Below are 26,273 nucleotides of genomic sequence, written 5' to 3' on the forward strand. Positions count from 1 at the left end.
TGCTAAGCGAGCCGTTATCTCTCGCCTAGCGCAAAGCGTCCGCCGGGTTTTCACAGAGTTTTCCACAGGCTTTGAAGAACTGAACGGCGCCCATTGTTTCACTTTTGAGTCAAGGCAATACTTTCTTGAACGGCTTGACGCTGACATGGGCATAGACGCCAGCAATCACATAAGGGTCCGCATCGGCCCAGGCCTGCGCTGCGTCCAGGCTATCGAATTCGGCAATCACCAGGCTGCCGCTGAAACCGGCCTCGCCGGGGTTGTCGGCATCAATGGCTGGATGCGGCCCAGCAAGCACCAGGCGCCCTTCATCGCGCAGGGTTTCAAGCCTTGCCAGGTGGTCGGGGCGTGCCGCCAGGCGGCGTTCCAGACTGTTGGCAACGTCTTCACTGATAATTGCATACAGCATGAATAAATCCTCGATAACAAGCGTGTGTGGATAACAAAGGTATATGGATAACAAGGACGTGTAATTGACCGTATCAATCCAAGGCCGCACTATAACCTGACTTTTGCCTAGCCAGAGTGCGCTATTTTGACAAACTCGACTTACGCCGTCATGCCTGGAACCGAACTTCCTGAAACACTTGATGCAGACCGGCGTTATCCACTTGATCTACACATGCATTCTACCGCCTCTGACGGTGCCCTGCCGCCCAGCGAAGTGGTCAGCCTTTGTGCTCAGCGCGGCCTGCAGCATATGGCGCTGACGGACCACGACACCATGGCAGGGGTCGCTGAAGCCCAACAGACTGCTGAACACCTGGATATCAGCGTCTTGCCTGGCTGTGAATTATCCACACGCTGGAGCGGCGTCGGTATTCATGTGGTGGCGTTAATGCCCCAGGGGGCGCAAGGGGCCCTGGCAGAGGGTCTGGTTAGCCAGCGCCAGGCGCGTATAGAACGTGCCGAGATTATTGCCAGGCAGCTGGAAAAGCTTGGCCTGCCCGACGCCCTGGCCAAAGCTCGTGAACAGGCTGGTAGCGAAAGACCGCTCGGGCGCCCGGATTTTGCCCGTGCGCTGGTGGCGGCCGGTATGGCCCGGGATTGGGCGGATGCTTTCAAACGCTATCTGGGTAGCGGTAAGAAAGGGGATGTCAAAGCTCAGTGGCCCGAGGTTTCACACGCCACTGAGTGGATAGTAGCATCGGGGGAGTTGCGGTGATTGCCCATCCATTACGCTACAAGTTGACGCGGCGTAAGCGAGGGCTGTTGATGGATGCGTTTGCAGAAGCGGGCGGTCAAGCGGTCGAACTGGTCAATGGCCAGCAGAACCCTGATGCCACCCGTGATCTGGCGCGCCAGTTGGTTGAACGCGGGCTATATGCTTCGCTGGGGAGCGATTTTCATTTTCCGGGTGGCCACGCTGCCCCCGGCAGTATGAGCCTGGTACCGCGTACAGCAGCGCCACCCATATGGCAGCATCCGCTACTTGCCGAACATTTCAACGTATCAACTGACCCTGACATCAAAGGAGAATGACGGTGAGCCAATTTTTTCAGATTCATCCAGAAAATCCGCAGAAACGCCTGATCGATCAAGCCATCGAGATTATCAATAAAGGTGGTGTCGCCTACCCCACGGATTCCGGCTATGCGCTGGGCTGCCATCTGGGGGAAAAGAAGGCCATCGAGAAGATCAAGTGGCTGCGTTCACTGGATGACAAGCACAACTTTACTCTGGTGTGTTCAGATCTTTCCGAAATCGGCACCTATGCCAAGGTTGATAACGATGTCTTTCGTCTGCTGAAAGCGCACACGCCAGGTGCCTACACCTTTATTCTTGATGCCACTTCTGAGGTGCCCAGGCTACTGTTGCACCCCAAACGCCGCTCAATCGGAGTGCGGGTGCCGGATCATCGTATTACCCATGCCCTGCTGGCCGCGCTGGGTGAACCCTTGATGAGCGTGACCCTGATTCCGGTCGGCGAAGATCTGCCGATGACCGATGCCGAGGAAATCCGCGAGCGTTTTGGTGCCCATCTGGATGCTATTATCGATGGTGGGGCCTGCCATCTCGACCCCACCAGCGTGATTGACCTGCGCGAATTGCCACCCAAAATTCTGCGTGAAGGCCGCGGAGATACCGCGCCCTTTGAAGACTGAGCCTGTTTCAGGCGAATGGGAGTTGTCGTCCAGCCCGGTCACTCAGACGAACCGTCCGGGCTGGCATGTTGTTGCTTTTCACGTGGATCCTGGGTGTTTTCATCCAGCCAGGTGCCGCAGCGCAGGCAATAGTAGGCGTTTTTTTCATGGCGGTCGTGGCCGCAGCCGGGGCAGGCTTCCTCAGAATAACGTTCTTCACGAATCGAGCGGATAACCTGGGCTGAAAATACCCCGGTGGGTACGGCGATAATTGAGTAACCCAGCAGCATCAGCAAAACGGTGATGGCCTGGCCCAGAGGTGTCACTGGTACAATGTCGCCATAGCCAACCGTCGTCATGCTGACAATGGCCCAGTAAATTGACATCGGAATGCTGGTAAAGCCTGCTTCCGGGGATTCAATGGCATACATCAAGGCGGCAAAAAGAATGACTATCATCAGGATGCTGAAAAAGAATAGAAATATCTGACGCGAGCTTCTTTTCAAAGCATCAATCAGCAGGTGCCCTTCGCCGACAAACTCCATTAGCCGCAGAATACGAAAAATCCGCAGGGCACGTAGTACCCGTATCATGACCAGGCTTTGAGCGCCAGGCACTATCAATACCAGCCAGGCAGGCACAATGGCGACCAGATCCACCAGCCCGTAAAAGCTTTTCAGGTAAAGCGAGGGCTTCTCCAGACAGTAGAGGCGCAGAGCTAGCTCAATGGTGAAAAGTAATGTGAAACCCCATTCAATATAAGCAAACAAAGTGCCGAAACGCTGATGGTAAGCATCGACACTATCCAGTAGCAGGGCCGCCACGCTAATCAGGATGGCAATAATCAGGGCAATATCGAAGGCTTTGGCGCCTGGCGTATCAGATTCAAAAATAACGTGAAAAATGCGGGTACGCAGGCCTTCTGCTGCGGGGCTGAGAGACATGGCAGTGTCCTTGGTGTGAGCGTGCTGGCAACAGGTGCTAGCTTAAAGCACCTGGCTCGCCAAGGCGACGGGCAAGTGCCAGGGCAGCCGGACCGTAATGGATGCCGGGTTGGCCGTGTGAGTCCAGGCTAGGCGCCAGCTGCTTGGCGAGTTCACGTAAACTCTCATCCAGCGCCGGATGTGCGGCTAGCTGGTGCAGGCTATCCAGCGCCGCGTCCAGATGAGCTACCCACTGGCTGTCGTGCCAGGCATCCAGCGCCAGGGTTGCGCGGTGGAGCAGGGCGCTTGGCGCGCGGGCATCCGGTAGCGGCCAGTGCTGCTCGGCCAACCACTTGCCGCGCGCGGCCTTGCTGCTGTCTGAAGGGCGCAAGGGCGCTGTGTTGGCGATCAGGCTAGCGACTTCCCATAAGGCGCCTGCATGGCCGTTCTTAAGCTCCAGTTCGATTTCCCGGATGGGGGTAGTGTGCTGGCCGCTGACAATCTCGCCTTCATCCAGAACGACTTCAATCTGACTGTCCGAATATTCCATTTCCCAGCGGGTGCGCAGGAAATTGGTTTCCAGCTGAGGTGCCAGCTCGGTCAGGCGTGCCGGGTCAATATCAGCAAAGGGCGGCAAGTCCTTTAATCCGTCGATATCCAGCGCTGGCTGCTTCAGGGGCCATTCCCATTCCCCTCGGGTGGATAAGCCGCCGCCGCCCAACCCTGCCGTTTTGACGGTCTGAAGAATCTGGCCATCGTAATGGCGCAGGCGCAAAGCCATGCGTTGCCCGGCGAGCAAGCTGTCGGGCGTATCGTAATAGGTGTTGACCAGTGTGTGCTGCTGAACGTCATGGCGGGCCAACAGTGGATGGTGTTTGACCAGCGGAATTGAGGTTTCAGGAAGAGCCAGTTTTAGCTCAACTTCCTGAGGAGAGGGCGCTTCCTGGTTTTGATGCCGCATGAAAATGCTACCTTTAAAGATGAATTTAAGATTAAATTTACATGTCAATATGAACTTTTTGTGACGAAACGGCGGCCAAACTTTATACTGCGGCGCTTGTTCGATGAATTCAGTTTTCCGGCTCACCGAGAACAGGCTAAAAGGCTTTATGGTTACCTCCAACCCTTTTTCTGCAATGTTTGGCCGATCGCCATTCCAACCGCTGCTGGCGCATATCGTTAAAACCCACGAATGCTCAGAACATCTGCTGCCCTTCTTTGAAGAAACCCTGAAAGGTGACTGGGAAGGCGCGGCCAGGCTGCGTGAGGATATCACTCGCCTGGAGCATGATGCCGATGTGCTCAAGACAGAGCTGCGTCTCAACCTTCCCAACACCATGTTCCTGCCTGTTTCACGCTCCGATCTGCTCGATCTGATCAGCGTGCAGGACAAGATTGCCAACAAGGTGCGGGATATCAGCGGCATTATGCTGGGGCGCAAGATGCGCGTGCCTGAACCGCTGGCCGAACCGATGCGCGTCTATATGCGCACCAGTGTGGCCTGCGTGGCCCAGGCCCGTCAGGCTCTTGAAGAACTCAAGGAACTGCTGGAGTCCGGCTTCTTCGGGCGCAATGTGTCAGACGTCATGCAGAACATGATCCGCGAGCTGCATACCCTCGAAAACCAGGCCGATAGCCAGCAGATCGCCATTCGCCGCCAGCTGTTTGAGCTGGAAAGCGAGTTGCCACCCATTGATGTGATTTTTCTCTACCAGATCATCGACGGAGTGGGTGAGCTATCCGACCGCGCCGAGCGCGTCGGTAGCCGCTTGCAAATTCTGACGGCACGCTAGGAGGCAACATGCAGATCATTGCGCAATACGGCGATATATTCATCATCCTGGCCTGCCTGTTTGGCTTCTTTATGGCCTGGGGGTCGGGGCTAATGATGTTGCCAATGCCATGGGAACTTCCGTGGGTTCCCGGGCGATTACCATCAAGCAGGCCATCCTGATAGCGGTCGTCTTTGAATTCCTCGGCGCCTGGCTGGCAGGCGGTGAGGTCACCAATACCATCCGCAAGGGGATTATCGACCCCAAGCTTTTGCAGGATGACCCTCAGCTGCTGGTGTATGGCATGCTGTCGGCGCTGCTGGCGGCGGGCACTTGGTTATTGATTGCTTCCATGAAAGGCTGGCCGGTTTCGACCACCCACTCGATTGTGGGGGCCATTGTCGGCTTTGCCGTGGCAGGCCTGGGTGCTGCCACGGTTGACTGGAGCGCGGTGGGCACCATTGCCGCCAGCTGGGTAGTCTCGCCCTTGCTGGCGGGCACCGTCGGGTTTGTGCTGTTCAAGTCGATTCATCATCTGGTGTTTGAAGCGCAGAACCCGCTGGCGGCCGCCAAACGATACTTGCCCGCCTATGTGTTCCTGGTGGGCTTTGTCGTCGCCATGGTCACCATGACCAAAGGACTCAAGCATGTGGGGCTGACGCTGAGTTTTGCTCAAAGCCTGATACTCTCGGTGATTCTGGGCCTTGTACTGATGGGGATTGGCTATGTGATGGAGCGCCGCGTGATTTACGTCAAAACCAGCGAAGACCACTTCGGCTACGCCAACGTGGAGCGTGCCTTTGCCGTGCTGATGATTTTCACCGCCTGCGCCATGGCCTTTGCCCACGGCTCCAATGATGTGGCCAACGCGGTTGGCCCGCTGGCAGCGATTATCAGCGTGGTGCAAAGCGGCGGTGAAGTAGGCGGCGCTGCCCTGGTGCCCTGGTGGGTGCTGGTACTGGGTGGTGGCGGTATTGTGGTCGGCCTGGTGACCTACGGCCATAAGGTGATTGCCACGGTGGGCACCGGTATTACCGAGCTGACCCCAAGCCGGGGCTTTGCGGCCACATTGGCAGCCGCCACGACTGTGGTGCTGGCCTCCGGCACTGGGCTGCCCATTTCCACCACTCATACCCTGGTCGGGGCGGTGCTCGGGGTAGGCCTTGCACGCGGCATGACCGCCCTGAACCTCAGGGTGATCGGTACTATCGCCATGTCATGGTTGATCACCCTGCCGGCAGGCGCGGGTCTGGCTATTCTGTTCTTCTTTATGTTCAAGGGCATGTTCGGCTAGTTTAACGCTGTCCTGTTTTACCCTGTGAAAGCCCCCGGCGGCATCTTTTCGGCATTTGATCATGCTGGAGAGGTGCCGCTGTTTTTTCAGCTCTGGTAAAGTAAACGCTGATATTTTCTTTCACCTGCTGCCGGAGAGCGGCCCTTGGATACACGCTTCCCCTTTGTTGACTGGTTTCGCAATGCATCGCCCTATATTAATGCCCACCGCGGGCGAACCTTCGTCATCCTGATCGAAGGTGAAGCGATTGCGTCGCAGCGCGGCGAACAGCTGATTCAGGATCTGGCGCTGCTGCATTCGCTCGGCGTTCGTCTGGTGGTGGTGTTCGGTATTCGCCCTCAGGTACAGGCGGCCCTGCAGAAAGCCGGGGTGGCGCCGCGTCTGGTGGCAGGGCGCTGGGTGGCTGACAGCGCTGTGATGGCGCAGGTAGAGCAGGTGGCCTCTCATCAACGCCTGTGGCTGGAAGCGCGTCTTTCTCTGGGTTTGCCAAGCACCCCTTGCATGGGGTAGATCTGAGTGTGATTTCCGGCAATCTGGTGACCGCCAAGCCGCTAGGCGTGCGTGAAGGGGTGGATTTTGACCACAGCGGCGAGGTGCGCCGCGTACGCGCCGGGGCGATTGAAGGGCTGCTTGAAAAGGGCTCTCTGGTGCTGCTGCCGCCGCTGGGTTTTTCCAGCACGGGGGAAGTGTTTGACCTGGATGCCGCCGAGGTCGCGCATCATGCGGCGGTGGCGCTGAAAGCCGATAAGCTGATTCTGCTTGGGGAATCTGACGGGCTGGCCAATGAGCAGGGTGCCTTGCTGCGCCAGCTAAGCCCGGACGAGGCCGAACCGCACCTGGCAGCGGCTGAGCAGGGCAGCGAACTGGCGCGCCATCTGCAGGCCGCCTGCGCGGCAGCTAGAGAAGGCGTGGCGCGCACTCACCTACTGTGCTGGCGCAACCATGATGCACTCTTGGGGGAGCTGTTTACCCGCGACGGCGTCGGCACCATGATCACCCAGCATCGCTACGAACAGCTACGCCCCGCGACGCTTAACGACATTGCCGGGCTACTTGAGCTGCTGGAACCGCTTGAACGCCGTGGCATGCTGGTGGCGCGTTCCCGCGAGCGCCTGGAACATGAGATTGATGACTACCTGGTGATCGAGCGTGACGGCATGGTGATCGGCTGTGCGGCCCTGCATGCGTTTCCGCAAGCCGACATTGCGGAGCTTGCCTGTGTGGCCGTGCATACCAGCTACCGAGGCGGCGAGCGCGGTGAGCGTCTGGTGGAAGCCATTGAGCAGCGTGCGCATCGCCTCGGGGTGGGCGCCATCTTTGTGCTCACCACCCATACTGCCCACTGGTTTGTGGAGCGCGGCTTTGCGTCAGCCAGTATTGATGACCTGCCGTTACTCAAGCGCGAAACCTACAATCACGCGCGTAAATCCAAGGTGCTGATCAAGACGCTTGCTTGACTGCTCATATTTAATCATTCACCGACCGCAGCGAGGGTATTGGCGCCATGTCTGATCAGGTTTCATCGCTGGGCTGGCAGCGCATTAGTGGATGCCCTTATGACATTGGCATGGCCCTGGGTCAAGCCGGGCATGATGCGGTACACCGCCATCTGTTGCCCAGTGACATCTGGGCGGAAGTGACCGCGCCGTGTCATCGTGAGGCCGTGGCCACCATGGCCGCTAACACTCAGCATTATTTCCCGGCGGTCTGGGAAGAACTCGAGGGTTTGGCAGACGGCTTAGCGTTGCCTTTCCAGGCAGTATTTGCCTGGAACTGCCGTGGCGACCTGCTGCCCCATGTGCCGGATGGCTGCACCACATTGGCAATTCCCGGTGATAATCCGCTGATAGCGCATAACGAAGACGGCCTGCCGTTTTTCAGCGGGCACTGCTTTATTGCCGAGGTAAACCCAGAGCAGGCCAATGGGTTTATGGCCTTCTGCTATCCAGGCTCGATCCCTGGCCACACCCTGGCAATCACCCGCCAGGGCTTTGTGCAGGCAGTTAATAACCTGCGCTTGCATGGCGTGATTCCCAAGATGCCGCGCATGGTGCTGGGCCGCGCTGCTCTGTATAAAAGCAGTATTGCGGAGGTAGTCGCCCTGCTGGAGCAGCACCCCGAATGTGGTGGTTTTCATTTCTCACTGGCTGAAAGGGGCCGGGCTGAGGTGATCAGCGTCGAGTTCGGGGCAGGTGCCCTGGCGCAGCGGGCCTTGAGTGCGCCTGCGATACATGCAAATCATGCGCTTTTTCAGCCCCAGGGAGTCGTCGCCCAGTCGATCACGGCATCCTCCCGTGACCGCCAGCAGCGTGGTGAGCAGTTACTCGCAGCCGGTGAGCGGGCGCCTCTGGCGATTCTTCACGATCAACAGGGGATGGCCTGCCCATCCTGCGCCTTGCCGCCGACGACCCGGATCAGGAAAACACCCTGGCCACGGCGGTGATGCGCATTGAAGCGGATGGGGTTGCCTGGGAAATTCATGATCGCCCCAACGCAAGCGTCTGCCTATGCGGGAAAGCTGGCCTTCGCCCTCGGCGGCTAAGCGCTATTTACCCTGAGTAAAGCGCCGTTTGACCTCAACGCTGAGCCTGCCTTTACCCAGCCGCAGTTTGAGCTTCTGGCCGGGGAGGTATCGGCGGCGCTGCGCACAATCTGGCCGTGCTCATCCTGAGCAATGGCATAGCCGCGCCCGAGCACCGCCAGCGGGCTTACTGCATTCAGCTCGCGGGCAGCGCTGGAAAGCGTTGTCTGGCGCCTTTCCAGCTGCAGGGCCATGGCGTTTTGCAGGCGTCGGTTGAGACGCCCTAAGCGCTGCTGTTCGTTCAGGTGGCGGCGTTGCAGATCCTCGACTACCAAGCGTTTGCGCCACAGCTCCAGGCGTTCACGCGCCTGGAACAGGCGTTGCTGCATGGCCCGCTCAAGGCGCTGGTGCAATGTCTTGATATGCTGACGTTGCTGCGCCAGCCGTTCGCCGGGGTGGCGTAATCGGGCGCGCAGGGTGTCGAGGCGCTGACTGTCGCGCTCAAACCGGGCGGTGATGGCGCGCTGCAGGCGCTGCTGCTGGTCAACCAGCTGGCGTTTTAGCTCTCGCTGGTCGGGCACCAGCTGTTCCGCTGCCGCAGACGGCGTAGGCGCCCGGCGATCGGCGGCAAAATCCGCCAGGGTGACATCCACTTCATGGCCAACGGCTGACATCACCGGCAAGCGGGAGTGAAAAATCGCCCTGGCCAGATGCTCGTTATTGAATGCCCACAGGTCTTCCAGGCTGCCGCCGCCTCGGGTGATCAGCACCGCATCCCTGAGCGGGTCTAGCCGGTTCTGGCGGTTGAGCATGCCCAGCGCTGAAATCAATGCCGGGGCAGCCTCGCTGCCCTGCACCGGTACGGGAATCACGCTCACCTCAATCAGCGGCCAGCGGGCGTTGAGCACCGCGAGCACATCGCGAACCGCCGCGCCGCTGGGGAGGTGACGATCAGCAGGCGGCGCGGCGGAAACGGCAGGGGACGAGCATTGGCAAACACACCTTCAGCGTTAAGCTGGGTTTTCAGGCGCTCAAAGGCCGCCAGCAGCTCGCCCAGCCCGGTGGCCTGCACGGCTTCCACCAGTAACTGGTAATCACCGCGTGGCTCAAACAGGGAAACCCGCCCGCGCAGCCGAACCTGATCACCGTCGCGCATCGGCGCCGAGACAAAACGTGCCCGCTGGCGAAACAGCGCGCAGCGCACCTGGGCAGCGTCATCTTTCAGGGTAAAGTAAAGATGCCCCGACGCAGGCCGGGAGACATTGGAAAGCTCACCTTCCACCCACACATCGCCAATTCCCTGCTCAAGGGATTGACGCGTCCGCTGATTCAGCTGGCTGACGGTGAGGGCTTGATCATGATCATCCATGGTAGATTAACTCGTGTAACGGCTGGGGTGCGGTAATTTGAATCGTGACATGAATTGCTGCCTTGGTCGCATAGGCGTTATAATGGGGGATTAACTTTTCAGCCCCATCTTCCCACTTCAAATTGGGTGTTGCCACTATGCTACGTATGGCCCAAGAAGCACTTACGTTTGACGACGTACTTCTCGTTCCTGGCTTCTCCGATATCCTGCCCAAGGATGTCAGCCTCAAAACCCGCCTGACCCGCAACCTTTCGCTGAATATCCCCCTGCTTTCCGCTGCCATGGATACGGTGACCGAAGCGCGTCTGGCGATTGCCATGGCTCAGGAAGGCGGCATTGGCATCATCCACAAGAACATGACCATGTCTCAGCAGGCCGCTGAAGTCCGCAAGGTCAAGAAATACGAAAGCGTGATCGTTAACGATCCGGTCACCGTCAGCCCCAAGGCCAAGCTTGAAGACCTGCTGGCCATGGCCCGTGAATACGGCTTTTCGGGCTTCCCGGTGGTAGAAGGCGAAACCCTGGTCGGTATTGTGACCGAGCGTGATATGCGTTTCCAGCCGAATCACGGCGACAGCGTGGCGGATATCATGACCCCGCGTGAACGCCTGGTCACCGTGCCGGAAGGTACCGGTATCGAAATCAGCAAGGCCAAGATGCGCGAGCACCGCATCGAGAAAATGCTGATTGTGGATGATGCCTTCCATCTGCGCGGCCTGGTGACCTTTCAGGATATCGAAAAGGCTCGCACCTACCCGATGGCCGCCAAGGACAACGATGGCCGCCTGCTGGTGGGCGCCGCTGTTGGCACCGGCCCGGAAACGCCTGACCGTGTAGCCGCACTTGCCGAAGCCGGTGTGGATGTGATCATCGTAGATACCGCTCACGGCCATTCCAAAGGCGTGATTGACCGGGTTCGCTGGGTGAAAGAGCATTTCCCCCAGGTGCAGGTGATTGGCGGTAACATTGCCACCGGCGCCGCCGCTATCGCCCTGGCTGAAGCCGGTGCGGACGCGGTGAAGGTCGGCATTGGCCCCGGTTCCATCTGTACGACTCGGGTGGTAGCTGGCGTGGGTATGCCCCAGATCACGGCGGTATCCAACGTCGCCGCAGCGCTGGAAAAATACGATATTCCGTTGATTGCCGATGGCGGCATCCGCTATTCAGGTGATCTGGCCAAGGCGATTGCCGCAGGCGCCAGTGCCGTCATGGCGGGTGGCCTGCTGGCCGGTACCGAGGAAGCGCCGGGTGAAATCGAGCTTTACCAGGGCCGTACCTATAAAGCTTATCGCGGTATGGGCTCCATGGGTGCCATGTCCCAGAATCAGGGCAGTGCCGACCGCTACTTCCAGGATAAAACCGAAGGTGCCGAAAAACTGGTGCCAGAAGGTGTTGAAGGCCGCGTCCCCTATAAAGGCATGATGGGCGCGATTGTCCACCAGATGATGGGTGGCCTGCGCGCGTCCATGGGCTATACCGGGTGCCGCACGATTGAAGAAATGCGCACCAAGCCGGAGTTCGTCAAGATTACTGGTGCCGGCTTTAACGAATCCCACGTCCACGACGTGCAGATCACCAAGGAAGCGCCCAACTATCGCGCCAGTTAATTCCTAAGCGCTATATCACAGCGGCGAGGCTCTCCTCGCCGTTTGCTTTTTGGCTTTACCAGCGGCTCCATACCGCGTAACCGAGACCCCGCCATGAGTGACATTCACGCCCATAAGATCCTGATTCTCGACTTCGGCTCCCAGTACACCCAGCTGATCGCCCGCCGCGTGCGCGAAATCGGTGTGTTTTCTGAAATTCGCGCCTTTGATATCACTGAAGAAGAGATCCGCGACTACAATCCCAACGGTATCATCCTGGCCGGTGGCCCGGAATCCGTGACCGAGCTGGATTCTCCGCGTGCGCCTGAATGTGTGTTTACCATGGGCCTGCCGGTATTGGGTATCTGCTACGGCATGCAGACCATGGCCGAGCAGTTGGGCGGAAAGGTCGCCGGTTCCAACCAGCGTGAATTTGGTTACGCCCAGATTCAGATCGACGCCGAAAACGCCCTGTTCAAAGCCATTAAAGACCATGTCGATGCCAGCACCGGCAAAGCACTGCTGGATGTGTGGATGAGCCACGGTGACAAGGTCGCCGAAGTGCCGGATACCTTCACCGTCACCGCTTCCACCCCAAGCTGCCCAATTGCCGCCATGGCTTGGGAAGACAAGCAGTTTTACGGCGTACAGTTCCACCCGGAAGTGACCCACACCCTGCAAGGCCAACGTATTCTTGAGCACTTCGTGCTGGATATCTGCGGTGCTGAAAAACTCTGGACGCCGGCACAAATCATTGAAGATCAGGTGCAGCGCGTACGCGAGCAGGTGGGCGACCGCCACGTATTGCTGGGTCTCTCCGGCGGCGTCGATTCCTCTGTAGTAGCGGCGCTGTTGCACAAGGCGATTGGCACCCAGCTGACCTGTGTGTTTGTGGATAACGGCCTGCTGCGCAAGCAGGAAGGCGACCAGGTCATGGAAACCTTCGCCAAGCATATGGGCGTCAAGGTCATCCGCGTGGATGCCGAAGACCTTTTCCTCGGCAAGCTGAAGGGCGAGAACACCCGGAAGTGAAGCGCAAGATCATCGGCAACACCTTTATTGATGTGTTCGATGAAGAAGCCAGCAAGATTGAAGGCGTCGATTTCCTCGCCCAGGGCACCATCTACCCGGACGTGATCGAATCCGCCGCCTCCAAGACCGGCAAGGCCCATGTGATCAAATCCCACCACAACGTGGGCGGCCTGCCGGAAACCATGAAGCTCAAGCTGGTTGAGCCGCTGCGCGAACTTTTTAAAGACGAAGTGCGCAAACTCGGCCTCGAACTCGGCCTGCCGTATGACATGGTCTACCGCCACCCCTTCCCGGGGCCTGGCCTGGGCGTGCGTATCCTGGGTGAGGTGAAGAAGGAATACGCTGATATCCTGCGCGACGCCGACGCCATCTTTATTGAAGAACTGCGCGCCTCCGGCTGGTACGAAAAAAAAACCAGCCAGGCGTTTGCCGTCTTCCTGCCGGTGAAATCCGTTGGTGTCGTCGGCGACGGCCGCCGCTACGAATGGGTCATCGCGCTACGCGCGGTAGAAACCATCGACTTCATGACCGCCCGCTGGGCGCACCTGCCCTATGAGCTGCTGGAGAAGGTTTCCAACCGGATTATCAATGAGTTGGAAGGTGTATCGCGGGTGACTTATGATGTTAGTAGCAAGCCTCCAGCGACGATTGAGTGGGAGTGAAGTTTGGAAGCCTAATGAATGAACATAAACCACCTGTTTGTCGGGTGGTTTTTTTAATTAAAAAATAATGAGATTAGCTATGCAAACTGATTTGTTCACAGTCTCAAAATTATTTACAGAACGATTATTTAGAATCCCTGATTATCAGAGAGGTTATGCCTGGAGAGAAAAGCAGTTAAAAGACTACTGGAATGACTTGGAGCAGCTTGAAGATAAAAGCCATTATTTAGGGGTTTTGACGTTAGAGGATGTCCCTGAAGAAGTAGTGAAGGAATGGAAAGATGATAAGTGGATAATTGATTCTAAAGGTTATACTCCTTTTTATATCGTTGATGGTCAGCAAAGGCTTACAACTACAATAATATTGATCCAGGCTATAACAGAAGTTATTAAAGAAGGTGAGAAAATAAATTATACTTCTAAATGCGAGATTAAAAGAAGATTCCTTTGGGACTCTAAAGATGATGGTATATCAAGATCTTATATTTTTGGTTATGAAAAAGATAATCCAAGTTATGAGTTTTTGAAAACAAAAATATTCAATGAGTCATCAGATGTAAGTTTTCCAAGTCAAGACACTATTTATACAAATAACTTAAGTTTTGCGAAAGAGTTTTTTCTTAAAAAAATAGTTGATCTTGACATAAGATCTCTAGAGGAAATATATAAAAAAGTTACGCAGCAACTGCTTTTTAATATATATGCCATTTCGCGTGAAATTGACGTTTTTGTCGCTTTTGAGACTATGAATAACAGGGGTAAGCCTTTATCTCATCTTGAGCTTCTAAAGAATAGACTGATATATTTATCGACTAAATTTCAAGTGGAAGATTATGAGAAAGATAATCTCCGTGCAGTTGTAAATGAAAGCTGGAAGAATATCTATCACTATTTGGGTAAGAACAAAGATAACCCACTTGATGATGATTTCTTTTTAAGGAATCATTTTCTCCTGTATTTTGGAAAAAGCCTAACAGATGAGGATGATCCTGATTACCGTGGTTATTTAAGGATGAGAAGAAGTTATGCTCACGATTATAAAGACTATTTACTGGAAAATCACTTTACAACCAGAAATATAGAAGGTGTTGGGAAGAGTGAAGGGAAAGCAATAAAGACTAAAGATATTTATGATTATTCTAAAAGTCTAAAAGACTCAGTTGAAATATGGTATCAAATACTTAATCCGAGTGACAGCACATTTAGTAGAGTTGAGAAGGAGTGGTTAGATAAGATAAATAGGCTTGGTATTGAATTTGTTGCCCCTCTAATTATGGTTTTTTATCAAAAAGTCAGAAAAAATGCATTAAAGATTGAGTTTCTTAAGGCTTTAGAGAAACTCATTTTTTTAAATGAGTTAGTTAGATATCGTCATTATATGACATTTGATCCTGTTCTTTTTTTAGAGATGTCTTCAAAGCTTAGTTCTGGTAAGTCTAGTGCTGAAGATATAGTTAAAGAATTAACTGTTGCATTTGAAAGTGGAAGAGATAGCAAAGAGATTTGGAAGATAATTCAAGCTGAATTTATTCGGTCAGGCTACTATGGCTGGAGAGGTATCAGATATTTTCTTTATGAGTATGATTTAAATCTTAAGTCACAGTCAAAAACACAAAGAGAAAAGATAGATTGGGATGTTTATATAGACACTCCGGAAGATTATCATACGGTAGAACATATTTATCCTCAGCGCGCCAGACGCGAGTGTTGGACAAAGCTGTATGCTGCATACACTAATAAAGAGAGAAGTGTTTTAAGGCACTCGCTGGGTAATTTAGTGCCACTTTCTAGACCCAAGAATTCATCTTTCTCAAATAAATGTTTCCAAGATAAAGTTGGCGATATTAGCACTAAAGTTGGCTTTAGGTATGGTTCATATGCAGAGAATGAAATAGCCACCTATGAGAAATGGGGAGCTGTTGAAATACTACAAAGAGGAGTTTCTTTGCTAGATTTTATGGATGATAGATGGAGTTTAAAAATTGGAGATAGGGGGAAGAAAGTAAAAATGCTAGGCCTTGAATTCGTAGAAGAAAAAGAGGGTATAACTAAAAAGAGAAGAAAATAATGAAAGTCTTGGGGGTTCTTGAATATAAAAACTCCCATTTCTTCTATTGTTTTATTTGCGATGTTGTTTGTTAATCATTGGAAGATATCACTCCTGATCTTCCTCTTAGATTAATACAACTTGCTTGATGAAATGCTCCACCTTTTCCCGCTCTTTAAGCATACCCGGCGGTTGGCAGAAAATGGAGATGTAATGAGTCCCTGCAGATAATTGCTAGCTCAATGAGTTCCATGCTTTGACGATAAAAAATTGCCGAGGGATTGCTAGCGCTGGCTTTGAGGTAAAAGAGCGATCCGCCCACGCCGCTGTGTGCTTTACTATCTACAAGGTTCATTCACGGAGGAAACACCCATGGCCATAGGCGGCTTGATAGGATTACTGGACGACACTGCCGCGTTGGCGAAGTTAACCGCAGCATCGCTGGATGATATCAGTGCCGCCGCTGGTCGTACGACGGCGAAGGCGGTAGGGGTGGTGGTCGATGATACGGCCGTGACGCCGCAATATTTGCAGGAAGTGGCGGCGGAGCGTGAGCTGGCGATTGTGAAACAGATCGCGCTGGAGGCCGAGATCAAGCGAAACCTCGGGGGCCTGGGCTATGAGCTCTGAACACCCGCTCTGGGACGAAATCCAGCAGGGCGAAGGCAAAACCCTGGAGTTCAAACAGCAACTCCCCAAAGGAGACCAGCTGGCCAAAACCCTGGTGGCTTTTGCCAATACCAGTGGTGGCAAGCTGATCATCGGCGTGAATGACCAACGCCAGGTAGTCGGTGTGCAAGGCGACGAGTTTGATCTGATGGATCAGATTGCTTCCATGCTCTATAGCCAGTGCCAGCCAACGTTACTACCGAATATCTACCTGGAAACCCTGGAAGACAAAACCCTGATTGTGGTGCAGGTACACCGGGGCAGCCAATTGCCCTATCACCTGAAAAGCCACGGCCGGGACGAAGGCGTGTATGTACGCCTGGGAGCAACCAATCGCCCGGCCAGTCTGGAAATGATCCACGAGTTGGAACGCCAGCGCCTGTTGCAAAGCTATGATGAGCAGGCCGCCTGGCAAGTGGAACTGGGTGAGCTTGACCTCACGCCTCTCACCCAGGCTTTCGAGCAGGTCGGCAAACCACTCGACACCGCCCGTATGAAAAGCCTGAAGCTGATTCGGGAAGAGCACGGCGTCGACCGCCCGACCCACGGCCTGATGATTCTGTTGGGCCTGTACGAGCATGTGGAAATCAAGTGCAGCCGGTTCAAAGGCACCAGTATGGCGGTATTTTTGGATAAGAAAGAATACCGAGGCGATCTGTTTAGCCAATTGGCGCAGACTGAAGGCTTCATTAAAAACCATTTGCACCTGAAGGCGGAAATTCTCGGCCTGCAGCGCACCGAAACTTATGAAATCCCCATTCCGGCCATTCGCGAGGCCCTGGTAAACGCCGTGGTGCATCGTGATTACAGCAATGCCGGGCGTGATATCAAAGTCGGCATCTACGATGACATACTGAACATCGTCTCTCCCGGTGGCCTCCCAAATGGCCTCACCCTGAGCGAAGCCTTAAAAGGCCGCTCGGAAATCCGCAATAAAGTGCTGGCCCGGGTCTTCAAGGAGCTGGGTTATATCGAACAGTGGGGCAGCGGCATGAGCCGTATTCGGGAACTGTGTCAGCAAGCGAGCAACCCCGAGCCTGCATTCAGTGAAAGCGGGGATTTTGTGGATATTGAGTTTGCCAGGGATACCAGCCTTGCGGCTACAGATACTGATGAAACAGGTGGCTCAATAGGTGGCCCAATGGGTGGCTCAATCTCAGGAAAGGTGGCTCAAACCGAACTCACCGATCGTCAGTTAGCCGTACTGGAACTCATCAAGCGAGACTCACACATGCCCTACCGGAAAATGGCAGAAGAGCTCGGTATCAACGACTCCGCAGTAAAGAAGCATTTGAACAAGCTGAAGGCAGCTGGCGCGATTGAACGGATTGGCGGTACGCGGGGCTACTGGAAGGTGAAGGTATGAGACGTGAGCGGCAAAACGTTGAAAACCATTCAGGATGCGCGCTTGCACAAGCAGAGCGTCAATCCGTCCGCTTTTATTCCTTGAGCGCAGCCATTATGGCGCGCCGCCACGCTTACTACGATCAGCTTGAAAGCGCTCAACAAGGCAGCCTCGATATTACGCCGTGGTTGTTGTGGTTTCTGGACACGTTGAAAGAGGCGCTTGAACAGGCATTGTTAAGAGTCGACCGTGTATTAATCAAAGCTACCTTCTGGCAGCGCCATGCCACTACTGTGCTGAACGAACGGCAAATTAAAGTGCTGAACCGCTTGTTGGATACCAAAGGGGAGGAATTTGCGCAGGGGATTAATGCCCGCAAGTACCAATCGTTGGCTAGGGTAAGTAAAGCCACCTCTACGCGGGACTTGGCCGAGCTACTGGAAAAAGGCTGCCTTTCCAAGCTGCCCGGTGGTGGGCGAAGTACGCGTTATTCGGTTATGCCTGGGTGAGTAGTGGATGTACGCAAGCCGCTATGCTATGACTAATGCTCTACGTCATCGTTATGGAACACGAAGGATTGATGGCTTTTCAGGTGTCAGTCTATAACGACAAGGAACGGTTATGTCTGAACAACAGGTACGCATTTTTACCCCGACTGACGGCCAAGCACAGCTGGAAGTGGCGCTGGATCAAGAAACCGTCTGGCTGAGCCAAGCTCAGGTGGGGGAACTCTTCGATACCAGCCCTGAGAATGTGTTGATGCACCTCCAAAACATCTTCAAGGATGATGAATTGGAAGAGCTGGCAACTACTAAGCTGTTCTTAGTAGTTCGTCAGTAAGGCAATCGTCAGGTACGGCGCCGCATCAAACATTACAACCTGGATGCCATTATTTCAGTGGGCTATCGGGTCAGCTCAAAACGCGCCACCCAGTTTCGCCAGTGGTCAACCCAGATTCTCAAAGATCACCTAGTGCAGGACTCTACCCTCAACCAGCGCCGCCTAACCGAGCGTGGCATTGAGTTCGAGCAGGCCGTTGACCTGCTCTGCCGCACCTTGACCAACCAAGGCCTGGTCTCCAACGAAGGGGAGGTCACCGAGTTGTTCGGTCAGTTACGGGGTGACGGTCTGACGTCTGCCCTGGCTACCATTGAGCAAAGTGTTGGGGATGAGCTTTTTTACCCTGTAAGACGTATTCCTAATCGCTTGCGCGGTAACATGTGCGCTTACCCACGTTAGTCTTGCGAGGCTGGCGTTTCACTCCCAGTCCAGGCTTATTTGCTATGACAAGCGTCGCTATTTTCGTGGATACCCAGAACGTCTACTACACCGTGCGTGAAGCCTACGGTAAACACTTCGATTATCGTCGGTTCTGGGCAAAGGTGACGGCGAACCGAGAAGTGTTGACTGCCCGCTGCTACGCCATCGATAAGGGCGATGCCAAGCAGCGTGAGTTCCAGAATATCCTCCGTTCGATTGGCTTTGATGTTCGGCTAAAACCGTTTATCCAGCGCATGGATGGTTCCGCCAAGGGCGACTGGGACGTGGGTATCACGCTGGATGCTATCGAATACGCGGCGCAAGCGGATGTGGTGGTGCTGGTCTCCGGCGATGGCGATTTTGATCTGCTGGCGCAGAAAATTCGTGAGGTGTACGGCAAGCGTGTCGAGGTCTACGGCGTGGCCCAGCTCACCGCGGCCTCCCTCATTAATGCTGCGAGCCAGTTTATACCGATTGAACGCGATCTGCTGCTCGGGTGAGTCAGCATATAAAGTACCGATAACAACAAAGTCACAAATAGGAAATGGTTCCACGGTCTGCTCAAGGTAATCGTGAACTTTATTGAATAAGTAAGCATTGTGCTTTTAATTTACCAAGTACCTTGTATTATTTAATGACATCATAATTAAGTAATTTAAGGGTTGTTAACATGAAGTTTCGCTATCTCTTGGCGCCAATTACGGCTGCTGTCATTTTATCCGGCTGTGCCACTAGTCAGCAGAACGTGACAGAAACCGAGGAATTCAAAGAGTTGATGAGCCGCCAGGCCCAATTAACGGCTGAGAACAATCGGCTTGAAGAATTGTTAAATGAATCATCTCAATCAAGCCTTCTGCCACCGAATGCCAAGCCTAATCATTGTTATGCGCGTGTTGTCGTTCCTGCTGTCTATGAAACCGAGACCGAAACAGTGTTGGTTGCTGAAGAAAGCGAGCGCGTAACGGTGATTCCGGCTCAGTATGAAACGGTTACCGAGCGGGTAGTCGTCGAAGAAGCCTACGAAGAACTCAGGGTAATTCCTGCTACCTATAAAACAGTCACCGAACAGGTTTTGGTATCTGAAGCCAGTACTGAGCTCAGGACAATCCCAGCCGAGTACCGTACGGTGACTGAAGAGGTTATGGTCAGCCCAGCCTATACCACTTGGGAAAAGGGTAGAGGCGCGATTGAGCGTATTGATCAAGCCACCGGCGAGATCATGTGTCTTGTTGAAGTGCCAGCTGAATACAAAACGGTTACTCGTCAGGAGCTTGTCAGCCCTGAAAGAACCGTTGAAGTAGACGTGCCCGCCCAGTACAAAACGGTGACGCGCCGCGTGGTTGACCAGCCAGCACGCACTGAAAAAGTCACTGTTCCAGCGGTTTATGAAACGGTTGAAGTGGTGCGTGAAGTGCGCAAGCCGCAAAAGCAGGTAACCAAGATCCCAGCAGAATATGCTGAGGTGACCAAGCAGCGTATGGTCAGTGATGCAGACCTGGAATGGCGTGAAATTCTGTGTGAAACCAATACGACTGAAGACGTGGTACGTCGCCTGCAGTTAGCACTTGAACAGAAAGGCTATGACCCTGTGTGGATTGACGGCGTCTACGGTGACAGGACACGTAATGCTGTTATTCAGTACCAGCAGGATAACGGCCTGCCATATGGCCAGCTGACCATGGGAACACTGCAGCACATGGGTGTTGAGCTGTAAGGCGTAAAAATAACGCCTGAATGATCCAAAAGCTTCGTTAGTTGCATTAGCTGAAACACCTGGCAGACGCCTTGTCTGTCAGGTGTTTTTTATTACGGACAGTAAAAAGGTGAAGGGGACGACACCAAGAGTAACATTTCCTTCTCAGGCGGCTTATTCTAGGCATCGATAAAGGCGAGAAAATGCGTCAACAGCCGCGTAGCCTCAGGGGTGTCCTGCACTGAGCGATGCAGTGCTTCAACATCCATGCCTTGCTGCTGCAGCGCCTCGGTCTGATGTTCCAGATAGGCACGCATTACCGCCGGAGTGAACTCAGGGTGAAACTGCACGCTCCACTGGCGTGGCCCGTAGCGCAGTGCCTGGTGGGTATCATGGGCATTACTTGCCAATACCGTGGCGCCCTCAGGCTTTTCAAGCACTGATTGTGCGTGGGTCAGGTGCGCGAAAAAGCGCATGGGTAACTGGCCAAACAGGGCATCGGCCTGGCCTTCTGGGGTGAGCTGGACGGCATGAGTGCCTGATTCGCGCCCATCAGGATGGTAATCGCTCAAACCGCCAAAAGCTGAGGCCATTAGCTGATGGCCATAACAGACGCCGAGTATCGGAACGTTGGCGCTTAGTGCTTGCTGTAGCCAGGGCTTCAGGCGCTCGCTCCAGGGCTCAGCGTCACTGACCATGCTGTGAGAGCCAGTAATCACGATGCCAGCAAGGGTAGCGGGGGCGGGCAGGGAAGGCTCTCGGGGGGCATTGAGTATCTCCAGCCGCATGCCTGAAGGCAGGGCTGTTGCCAGCTGATTTTCAAATAGCGTCTCGAAATCGCCATGGGTAGCGATGACGTCGGCAAAGGCATCGCCGGTTTTGACAATCACCAGTGTATTGACAGCAGAAGGTAAGGGCATGGATATTCCTGTATGTTACTTTAAGTGCCAATCAACCATTCAGGCCGGAGGCCTGAACCCACGCAGAGAGTCAATGATGCCATATGTAACGCGCGGCGGTGAGCCGATGGAAGTCAAAGGGGATGTACCCGCCGTTGGGCAAAAGGCGCCGCCCTTCACTTTGACCAACACCGACCTTAAAGATGTGACCCTTGAAAATTTTGCGGGTCAGCGCAAGGTGCTCAATATCATCCCCAGTGTGGATACCCCCACCTGTGCGGTATCCACCCGGCGCTTCAATGAGCTGGCCTCTGGCCTGCCGGATACCGTGGTGCTGGTGGTATCGGCAGACCTGCCCTTTGCCGCCAAGCGCTTCTGTGGCGCCGAAGGCCTGGATGACGTTGAAACCCTGTCGACCTTTCGTCATCCCGAGTTCCGCGAAGCCTGGGGCGTTGCCTTTCATGGCAATGTGATGGAAGGGCTGTGCGCCCGCGCCGTCGTGGTGCTGGATGCCGATAATACGGTCTTGCATAGTGAACTGGTGGCCGAAGTGAAGCAGGAGCCTGACTATGACGCTGCCCTGGCCGCGCTGAATTAATCTTCTGAGTGAGAACGACGCCTGGATGCTTCCACCAGGGCGCGAATCAGGCGTTGTTGCGGGCGGTTGAAAATCAGCCATTCGGGGTGCCATTGCACGCCTATCAGAAAATCATGCGCCTCGGATTCAATTCCCTGCACCAGCCCATCGCGGTCACGGGCGACAATTCTGACGCCCGTGCCCGCTTCATTGACGGCCTGATGATGCAGGCTGTTAACCCGACACCAGGTAACGCCAAGCAAGCGGTGCAACTGGCTATCGCCGACGATATCCACTGTCTTGCGGGGGAGAACCGTACGCCTGCGTTTAAGCCCCTCGTGCGTGGTATGAATATCCGGATCCAGGGTGCCGCCAAGATGAACATTGATCAGCTGAGCGCCCCGGCAGATGCCGAGTACCGGCGTGTGCTGGGGAATAAAGCGTTCGAGTAGCGCCAGTTCCAGTTCGTCACGCTCAGGGTCAACTCGCACATCCAGCTGCACTTCAGCATCATAAAGGTGCGCCTGAATATCATCGCCGCCACCGATAATCAGCCCATCCAGCTGTGTTGGCCTGGGGCGCTTGGGAGATAGTCTCACTGGGCGCCCGCCATGGCGCCATACAGCAAACCAGTCAAAGCACCAGGCCAGGCGGCTTTTGTGGTCAGAGGTGGTAATTCCTATCAAGGGGCGTGGCATTAAGCAAAGCATCCTGTCAGCGAGCGAAAAGTGTTAGCTGTCTGGTGGCCGGCTGCCCTAGCGGCGCTTTTGCCACCAGTGTTGCAGTCTGTCTGCCCAGCGTTTGTAGAAGGGCCGCTGTTGATCGCTAATGTAATCGGCACAGCGCTGTCTGAGGGTATCGCGATCAGCGGCCAGTTTTTCAACCTCTACCCAGCGGTTCCATTCGCTGACTGACCCCCAGCTCGGTTCAGACAGCTGGGCGTTGGGCAGCCGGTAATGAAAGGTGGGGCGTGGCTTGGTCAGCTTGCTATGCAGCAGCTTGTGGGAATGGTTCGGGCGGAGGTGGGCAAACAGCGGCAGCATATCCAGTTCGCGGTTACGTGTCGGGTTGTAGTGAAGGTAGTCGTCAATCAGGCTATCCAGGTCAGGCCGATAGTCGGCAGCCAGCACTTTCAAGGCATATTCCTTGGGGAAGGGGTTGGCATGCGGCAGCACTTCACGGGTGATATCTACCTTTATTTCTTCGCGTAACCAGGCGGCCAGCAGCAGGTATGCCCGTAAGATGGATAGCAGGTAATCGGCGTCCTGGCTGGCGACTTCCGGGTTAAGGTGTAAGCCGAACCCGTAGAGCAGGCTGGCATCGGTGCCTTTGGCGCCGTGCTCGCGCAAAGCATCGAAAAGCCGATCAAGCTCGTCCAGCTCATCCCATGGAACTGGCGGGCAGACAATTTCGGTGGGTACTAATCCGGTGACCACATCACCTATCAGTTCACGGGTTTTCTGGTGGAACTCTACTCGGAACTGGTGCTGCTGACGCGCCCACTCGGTATCCAGAGTTTCATGCTCGTTCAGCACGGCGTCATCGGGGTGGGCATACTGGGTGTCCAGCTCTATGCCAAATTCGCCCCAACGCGTATCACCAACATGCAGGCGATGAGGGCTATCAACCTGTATAGTGCCACCAAAAAGCTCGCGTACAAGGTTGGCAGTGTCGCGTGGTGGCAATCCGGCAAATTCAACTTCAACCCCTACGCTGCGCGTTTTCTGGTCGCTATTGGCGCCCATCGGTGGTGCCGTTACTGTCATCTCTGCTTCCTGTGAGCTGAACAAATCATGGCTTCAGCCTATCATAGACCTCAGCAAAGCAAGACATGCTTTTGAGTGCCTGCGTTTAGGTGATCACCTGTTAGGAGATATTCGTGCGACTGCACAAAAGAATAACCCCGTTGGCCAGCTTCCTTGGTCTGCTGATACTCAGCCTGATGACAACGCCGTTGCAGGCCCAGATGGTCTCGATCCCTGGGTTCAGCACCACTGAAGTCCAGGAGGAAGAAGTTACTCAGGCAGAGTTCCAGCGTTCGCTGGACGATGTGGTCACTCTGCTGGAAAGCGATGAGCAGCGTCAGCAGCTGTTGAGCTCGTTAAAAGAGTTGCAGACTGTCAACGCCGCAACCGAAGAGGAAGTGATCAGCCGCCAGGGATTACTGGGAGCGCTGGCGGAAACCCTGACAGATATCGGTGAGCAGGCCCAGGAAGGTGGCTCACCTCAGGAAAAATGGACCCAGCAACTCAATGATGGTCTGGAAGACCTGCAGCAGCTTGGCAGTAACGCCAGCTTGAGCGAGCTGGCCAGAACCGCCGCTGATGGTCTGGTGCTGGCGGCTGTTTGGGCTATTTTGCTGATCGTGATGATAGCCATAGGGCGTTTGATCGCCACCCGTAAGGGGTGGCCGCATGATCTGCCCCGCGACCCTAAGGGCTGGCTAATGGCCGTACATTTTCTGCGGCGCATGCTGCCTTGGGCGCTGTCTTTTGCCATTGTGCTTGGCCTTGGGCAACTGCTGCCTGAAAGCGCCGGAAGAACGGCGGCGCTGGTATTGGCCTATGTGTGCCTGTGTGGGCGGGCGCTGTCGGTGGTGTTTGAAACCGTGATAGCGTTTTTCAGCCGTGGCCATCGCTTCACCGCCGTACGCCTTCTGCAGTTAAAGGCGCTGCGCGGCCTGTTTGTGATTGGCGCTCTGGTGGCGTTGGGCGATGCGGTTAACTCGAGCCGCCTGGTTGATATGCTGGGCGGAGAGCTTTCCAACCTGGTGTCGATTTTTGCCAACATGCTGGCAGCGCTTATCTCTGCGCGGTTTATCTTCAAGTTCAAGCGCCCGATACGGCATCTGATCTGCAATCGGCCCTATCATCTGCGCCGCGATGCCAGCACAGCAGTGGAAATCAGCCGTGCCCTGGGCGGGCTCTGGCATATTCCGGCGCTGCTGCTGGTAGGCGGTTCACTGCTGGCCATCTTTATCTCGGTGGGTGATGTAGGTACGGCACTGGCCCGTTCGATTGTGTCCGCCAGCCTGCTGGTGTTGACCCTGGTGATCACCGGGTTGTTAAGGCGTCAGGCAGAACGAATAGGCAAACATCGTCACCGCCGGCGTACCAGCCAGTATCGCAAGCGTCTTGAACGCTTCGGGTTTGTGCTGGGGCACATTGTTTCCTGGATGATTTTCGCTGAACTCTTTATGCAGGTTTGGAGCAGTTCGCTGTTTGGCATTGGCCATCAGGGGCTGGCCGGGGCCGGCATTGGAGAAGCGCTATTGAGCCTGGGGGCTACGGTGTTACTTGCCTGGCTGGTGTGGATTTTGGCCGATACGGCTATTCAGCGGGCGCTGATTACCTCGGCGGGTTCGCGCGGGAGGCGGGTGAATCAGGCCCGTGCCCAGACAATCACGCCGATGATTCGCAACGTGCTACTGGTCACTATCCTGATCATCGCCAGTATTGCCGGGCTTGCCAACCTGGGGGTCAACGTGACGCCGCTGCTGGCCGGTGCCGGTGTGATTGGCCTGGCGATCGGGTTTGGCGCCCAGACGCTGGTACAGGATCTGATCACCGGTATTTTTATTGTGATTGAAGACTCGCTGGCAGTTGATGATTTTGTCCAGATCAATGGCCATATGGGCACCGTCGAAGGGCTGACCCTGCGCACCGTGCGCCTGCGTGATCTGGACGGCATTGTGCATATCATTACCTTCAGCCGGATTGATTCCATCCACAATATGTCCCGCCAGTTCGGTATCGCCTTGATGAAAATCCGCATTCCTTTTGATATGAAAATAGACAGCGCCATCAACCTGATGCAGGAAACCGCGCTCGCCTTGCGGCAAGACCCGATGATGCGCCACTACATCTGGTCGCCGCTGGAAATGCAGGGGGTCAATGGCTTTGAAGAAGGCTGCCCGATCCTGCGGATGCGCTTTAAAACCGCTCCGGAAATGCAGTGGGATGTGGCCCGCGCCTTTAACCTGCTGCTCAAACAGCGTATGGAAGCGCAGGAACTCAACCTGGGAGCACCACGCCTGAGCGTCAGTATGGAGGGCCAGGCGGCGGCTGGTTGGCAAGCAGCGGATAGCCCGGCCAGAACCTCAGGCGCTCGCCAGCCGCATGGCCCAGGCGAGCCCAGCGGCGAGGCTCATGCCAGCGACGGTCAAGAGGGTGGCGACCAGTAAGCCGCTGACCCGAAAGCGCTGCCAGCGGTTATAAAGCATTGCCGCTCGGCTGATCCGCTCGGCCAGATCATCCTGGCAGGAGCGTGTCTGATCCGGAGGCAGCGAGAAATCATTGGCAACGCTGCCTTGCCAGTGGGCACCGTGGGTTAACCCCAGGCGCGAGCGCAGTTGGCCGATATCGCTGAGGGTGGCATGCAGCTGATCATAGGCGAGGCGGTGCTCGGGAATGCCAAGTACCGCCGCGGCATCCTGTTTCAAGGTATTGTGCTGGCAGTGCTCAATGGCCTTGGCAATGGCCTGTTGGTTGGCATCAGGCGGCAAATCAAGACGCTGATAAAGGTCACGCATGACGGGCAG

Annotated in this window: 20 protein-coding genes and 6 pseudogenes; 18 read left to right on the forward strand and 8 right to left on the reverse strand. The window is 55.1% G+C overall.

Features of this window, described 5'->3' with window-relative positions; translation table 11 throughout:
• Positions 1–109: 109 nt before the first annotated feature.
• Complete coding sequence (locus tag HLB35_RS06810; protein ID WP_171701996.1) at positions 110–409, reverse strand: YciI family protein; 300 nt, start codon at positions 407–409, stop codon at positions 110–112.
• Between the two features lie 150 nt (positions 410–559).
• Here HLB35_RS06810 and HLB35_RS06815 point away from each other — a divergent pair.
• A pseudogene (locus HLB35_RS06815) lies at positions 560–1,482 on the forward strand (PHP domain-containing protein).
• Positions 1,483–1,484: 2 nt separating this feature from the next.
• A complete protein-coding gene (locus HLB35_RS06820; protein ID WP_171701997.1) occupies positions 1,485–2,105 on the forward strand; it encodes an L-threonylcarbamoyladenylate synthase in 621 nt (206 codons plus the stop codon).
• Between the two features lie 38 nt (positions 2,106–2,143).
• On the opposite strand, the gene HLB35_RS06825 is transcribed toward HLB35_RS06820, so the two are convergent.
• Both HLB35_RS06825 and HLB35_RS06830 read right to left on the reverse strand, forming a co-directional pair.
• Positions 2,144–3,028 (reverse strand): ion transporter, encoded by an 885-nt coding sequence (locus HLB35_RS06825; RefSeq protein ID WP_171701998.1) that lies wholly within the window; start codon positions 3,026–3,028, stop codon positions 2,144–2,146.
• Between the two features lie 37 nt (positions 3,029–3,065).
• Positions 3,066–3,968, reverse strand: coding sequence for a CYTH domain-containing protein (locus tag HLB35_RS06830; protein ID WP_171701999.1), 903 nt, complete (start codon positions 3,966–3,968; stop codon positions 3,066–3,068).
• 148 nt (positions 3,969–4,116) lie between these two features.
• Between HLB35_RS06830 and HLB35_RS06835 the strand changes: the two genes are divergently transcribed.
• The 4 genes and pseudogenes from HLB35_RS06835 to HLB35_RS06850 all read left to right on the forward strand — a co-directional run bounded on the left by HLB35_RS06835 (position 4,117) and on the right by HLB35_RS06850 (position 8,516).
• The gene (locus tag HLB35_RS06835; protein WP_171702000.1) at positions 4,117–4,800 is read left to right on the forward strand and encodes a TIGR00153 family protein; all 684 of its coding nucleotides are present in this window, start codon (positions 4,117–4,119) and stop codon (positions 4,798–4,800) included.
• A gap of 8 nt (positions 4,801–4,808) precedes the next feature.
• Positions 4,809–6,073 (forward strand): annotated as a pseudogene (locus tag HLB35_RS06840) (inorganic phosphate transporter).
• A 144-nt stretch (positions 6,074–6,217) separates the two neighbouring features.
• A pseudogene (argA, locus tag HLB35_RS06845) lies at positions 6,218–7,530 on the forward strand (amino-acid N-acetyltransferase).
• A gap of 47 nt (positions 7,531–7,577) precedes the next feature.
• On the forward strand, positions 7,578–8,516 hold the full coding sequence (locus HLB35_RS06850; protein WP_235937018.1) for a C45 family autoproteolytic acyltransferase/hydrolase: 939 nt from the start codon (positions 7,578–7,580) through the stop codon (positions 8,514–8,516).
• A gap of 102 nt (positions 8,517–8,618) precedes the next feature.
• Here HLB35_RS06850 and xseA read toward each other — a convergent pair.
• Positions 8,619–9,963 (reverse strand): annotated as a pseudogene (gene xseA / locus HLB35_RS06855) (exodeoxyribonuclease VII large subunit).
• 137 nt (positions 9,964–10,100) lie between these two features.
• On the opposite strand from xseA, the gene guaB reads away from it, so the two are divergent.
• From guaB to HLB35_RS06900, 10 genes and pseudogenes are all read left to right on the forward strand, one after another.
• The gene (guaB, locus tag HLB35_RS06860) at positions 10,101–11,570 is read left to right on the forward strand and encodes an IMP dehydrogenase (protein ID WP_171702001.1); all 1,470 of its coding nucleotides are present in this window, start codon (positions 10,101–10,103) and stop codon (positions 11,568–11,570) included.
• A 93-nt stretch (positions 11,571–11,663) separates the two neighbouring features.
• Positions 11,664–13,243: pseudogene (gene guaA, locus HLB35_RS06865) on the forward strand (glutamine-hydrolyzing GMP synthase).
• 79 nt (positions 13,244–13,322) lie between these two features.
• Entirely contained in the window at positions 13,323–15,311 is a 1,989-nt protein-coding gene (locus tag HLB35_RS06870) for a DUF262 domain-containing protein (RefSeq protein WP_171702002.1), read from the forward strand.
• 351 nt (positions 15,312–15,662) lie between these two features.
• Positions 15,663–15,920: a DUF808 family protein gene (locus HLB35_RS06875; protein WP_171702003.1), complete on the forward strand. Its 258-nt coding sequence runs from the start codon at positions 15,663–15,665 to the stop codon at positions 15,918–15,920.
• Positions 15,910–17,325: an AlbA family DNA-binding domain-containing protein gene (locus HLB35_RS06880; protein WP_171702004.1), complete on the forward strand. Its 1,416-nt coding sequence runs from the start codon at positions 15,910–15,912 to the stop codon at positions 17,323–17,325. The genes HLB35_RS06875 and HLB35_RS06880 overlap by 11 nt, the downstream gene beginning before the upstream one ends.
• A 95-nt stretch (positions 17,326–17,420) precedes the next feature.
• Positions 17,421–17,813 carry a Fic family protein gene (locus HLB35_RS06885; protein ID WP_235937019.1) on the forward strand — a complete coding sequence of 131 codons (393 nt, stop codon included), beginning with the start codon at positions 17,421–17,423 and terminating at the stop codon, positions 17,811–17,813.
• Between the two features lie 112 nt (positions 17,814–17,925).
• On the forward strand, positions 17,926–18,144 hold the full coding sequence (locus HLB35_RS17050) for a virulence RhuM family protein (RefSeq protein ID WP_235937020.1): 219 nt from the start codon (positions 17,926–17,928) through the stop codon (positions 18,142–18,144).
• Between the two features lie 12 nt (positions 18,145–18,156).
• Positions 18,157–18,543: pseudogene (rhuM, locus tag HLB35_RS17055) on the forward strand (RhuM family protein); the annotation flags it as partial.
• Positions 18,544–18,587: 44 nt separating this feature from the next.
• Complete coding sequence (locus tag HLB35_RS06895) at positions 18,588–19,064, forward strand: NYN domain-containing protein (RefSeq protein WP_171702005.1); 477 nt, start codon at positions 18,588–18,590, stop codon at positions 19,062–19,064.
• 170 nt (positions 19,065–19,234) lie between these two features.
• Complete coding sequence (locus HLB35_RS06900; protein ID WP_171702006.1) at positions 19,235–20,278, forward strand: peptidoglycan-binding domain-containing protein; 1,044 nt, start codon at positions 19,235–19,237, stop codon at positions 20,276–20,278.
• A gap of 158 nt (positions 20,279–20,436) precedes the next feature.
• Here the strand turns inward: HLB35_RS06900 and HLB35_RS06905 are convergent, their stop codons facing one another.
• A complete protein-coding gene (locus HLB35_RS06905; protein WP_171702007.1) occupies positions 20,437–21,177 on the reverse strand; it encodes a glutamine amidotransferase in 741 nt (246 codons plus the stop codon).
• Positions 21,178–21,253: 76 nt separating this feature from the next.
• Here HLB35_RS06905 and tpx point away from each other — a divergent pair, with 76 nt between their 5' ends.
• Complete coding sequence (tpx, locus tag HLB35_RS06910) at positions 21,254–21,754, forward strand: thiol peroxidase (protein WP_171702008.1); 501 nt, start codon at positions 21,254–21,256, stop codon at positions 21,752–21,754.
• On the opposite strand, the gene HLB35_RS06915 is transcribed toward tpx, so the two are convergent.
• On the reverse strand, positions 21,751–22,431 hold the full coding sequence (locus tag HLB35_RS06915) for a gamma-glutamyl-gamma-aminobutyrate hydrolase family protein (RefSeq protein WP_171702009.1): 681 nt from the start codon (positions 22,429–22,431) through the stop codon (positions 21,751–21,753). The two genes, tpx and HLB35_RS06915, sit on opposite strands and share 4 nt — an antisense overlap.
• A 57-nt stretch (positions 22,432–22,488) precedes the next feature.
• A complete protein-coding gene (locus HLB35_RS06920; protein ID WP_171702010.1) occupies positions 22,489–23,499 on the reverse strand; it encodes an amidoligase family protein in 1,011 nt (336 codons plus the stop codon).
• 176 nt (positions 23,500–23,675) lie between these two features.
• Between HLB35_RS06920 and HLB35_RS06925 the strand changes: the two genes are divergently transcribed.
• Positions 23,676–25,916, forward strand: coding sequence for a mechanosensitive ion channel domain-containing protein (locus HLB35_RS06925; protein ID WP_171702177.1), 2,241 nt, complete (start codon positions 23,676–23,678; stop codon positions 25,914–25,916).
• Here HLB35_RS06925 and HLB35_RS06930 read toward each other — a convergent pair.
• Positions 25,833–26,264 (reverse strand): hypothetical protein, encoded by a 432-nt coding sequence (locus tag HLB35_RS06930; RefSeq protein ID WP_171702011.1) that lies wholly within the window; start codon positions 26,262–26,264, stop codon positions 25,833–25,835. The genes HLB35_RS06925 and HLB35_RS06930 overlap by 84 nt on opposite strands.
• Positions 26,265–26,273 lie beyond the last annotated feature (9 nt).

This window comes from Vreelandella azerica, from assembly GCF_013112225.1.
Classification (GTDB): Bacteria; Pseudomonadota; Gammaproteobacteria; order Pseudomonadales; family Halomonadaceae; genus Vreelandella; species Vreelandella azerica.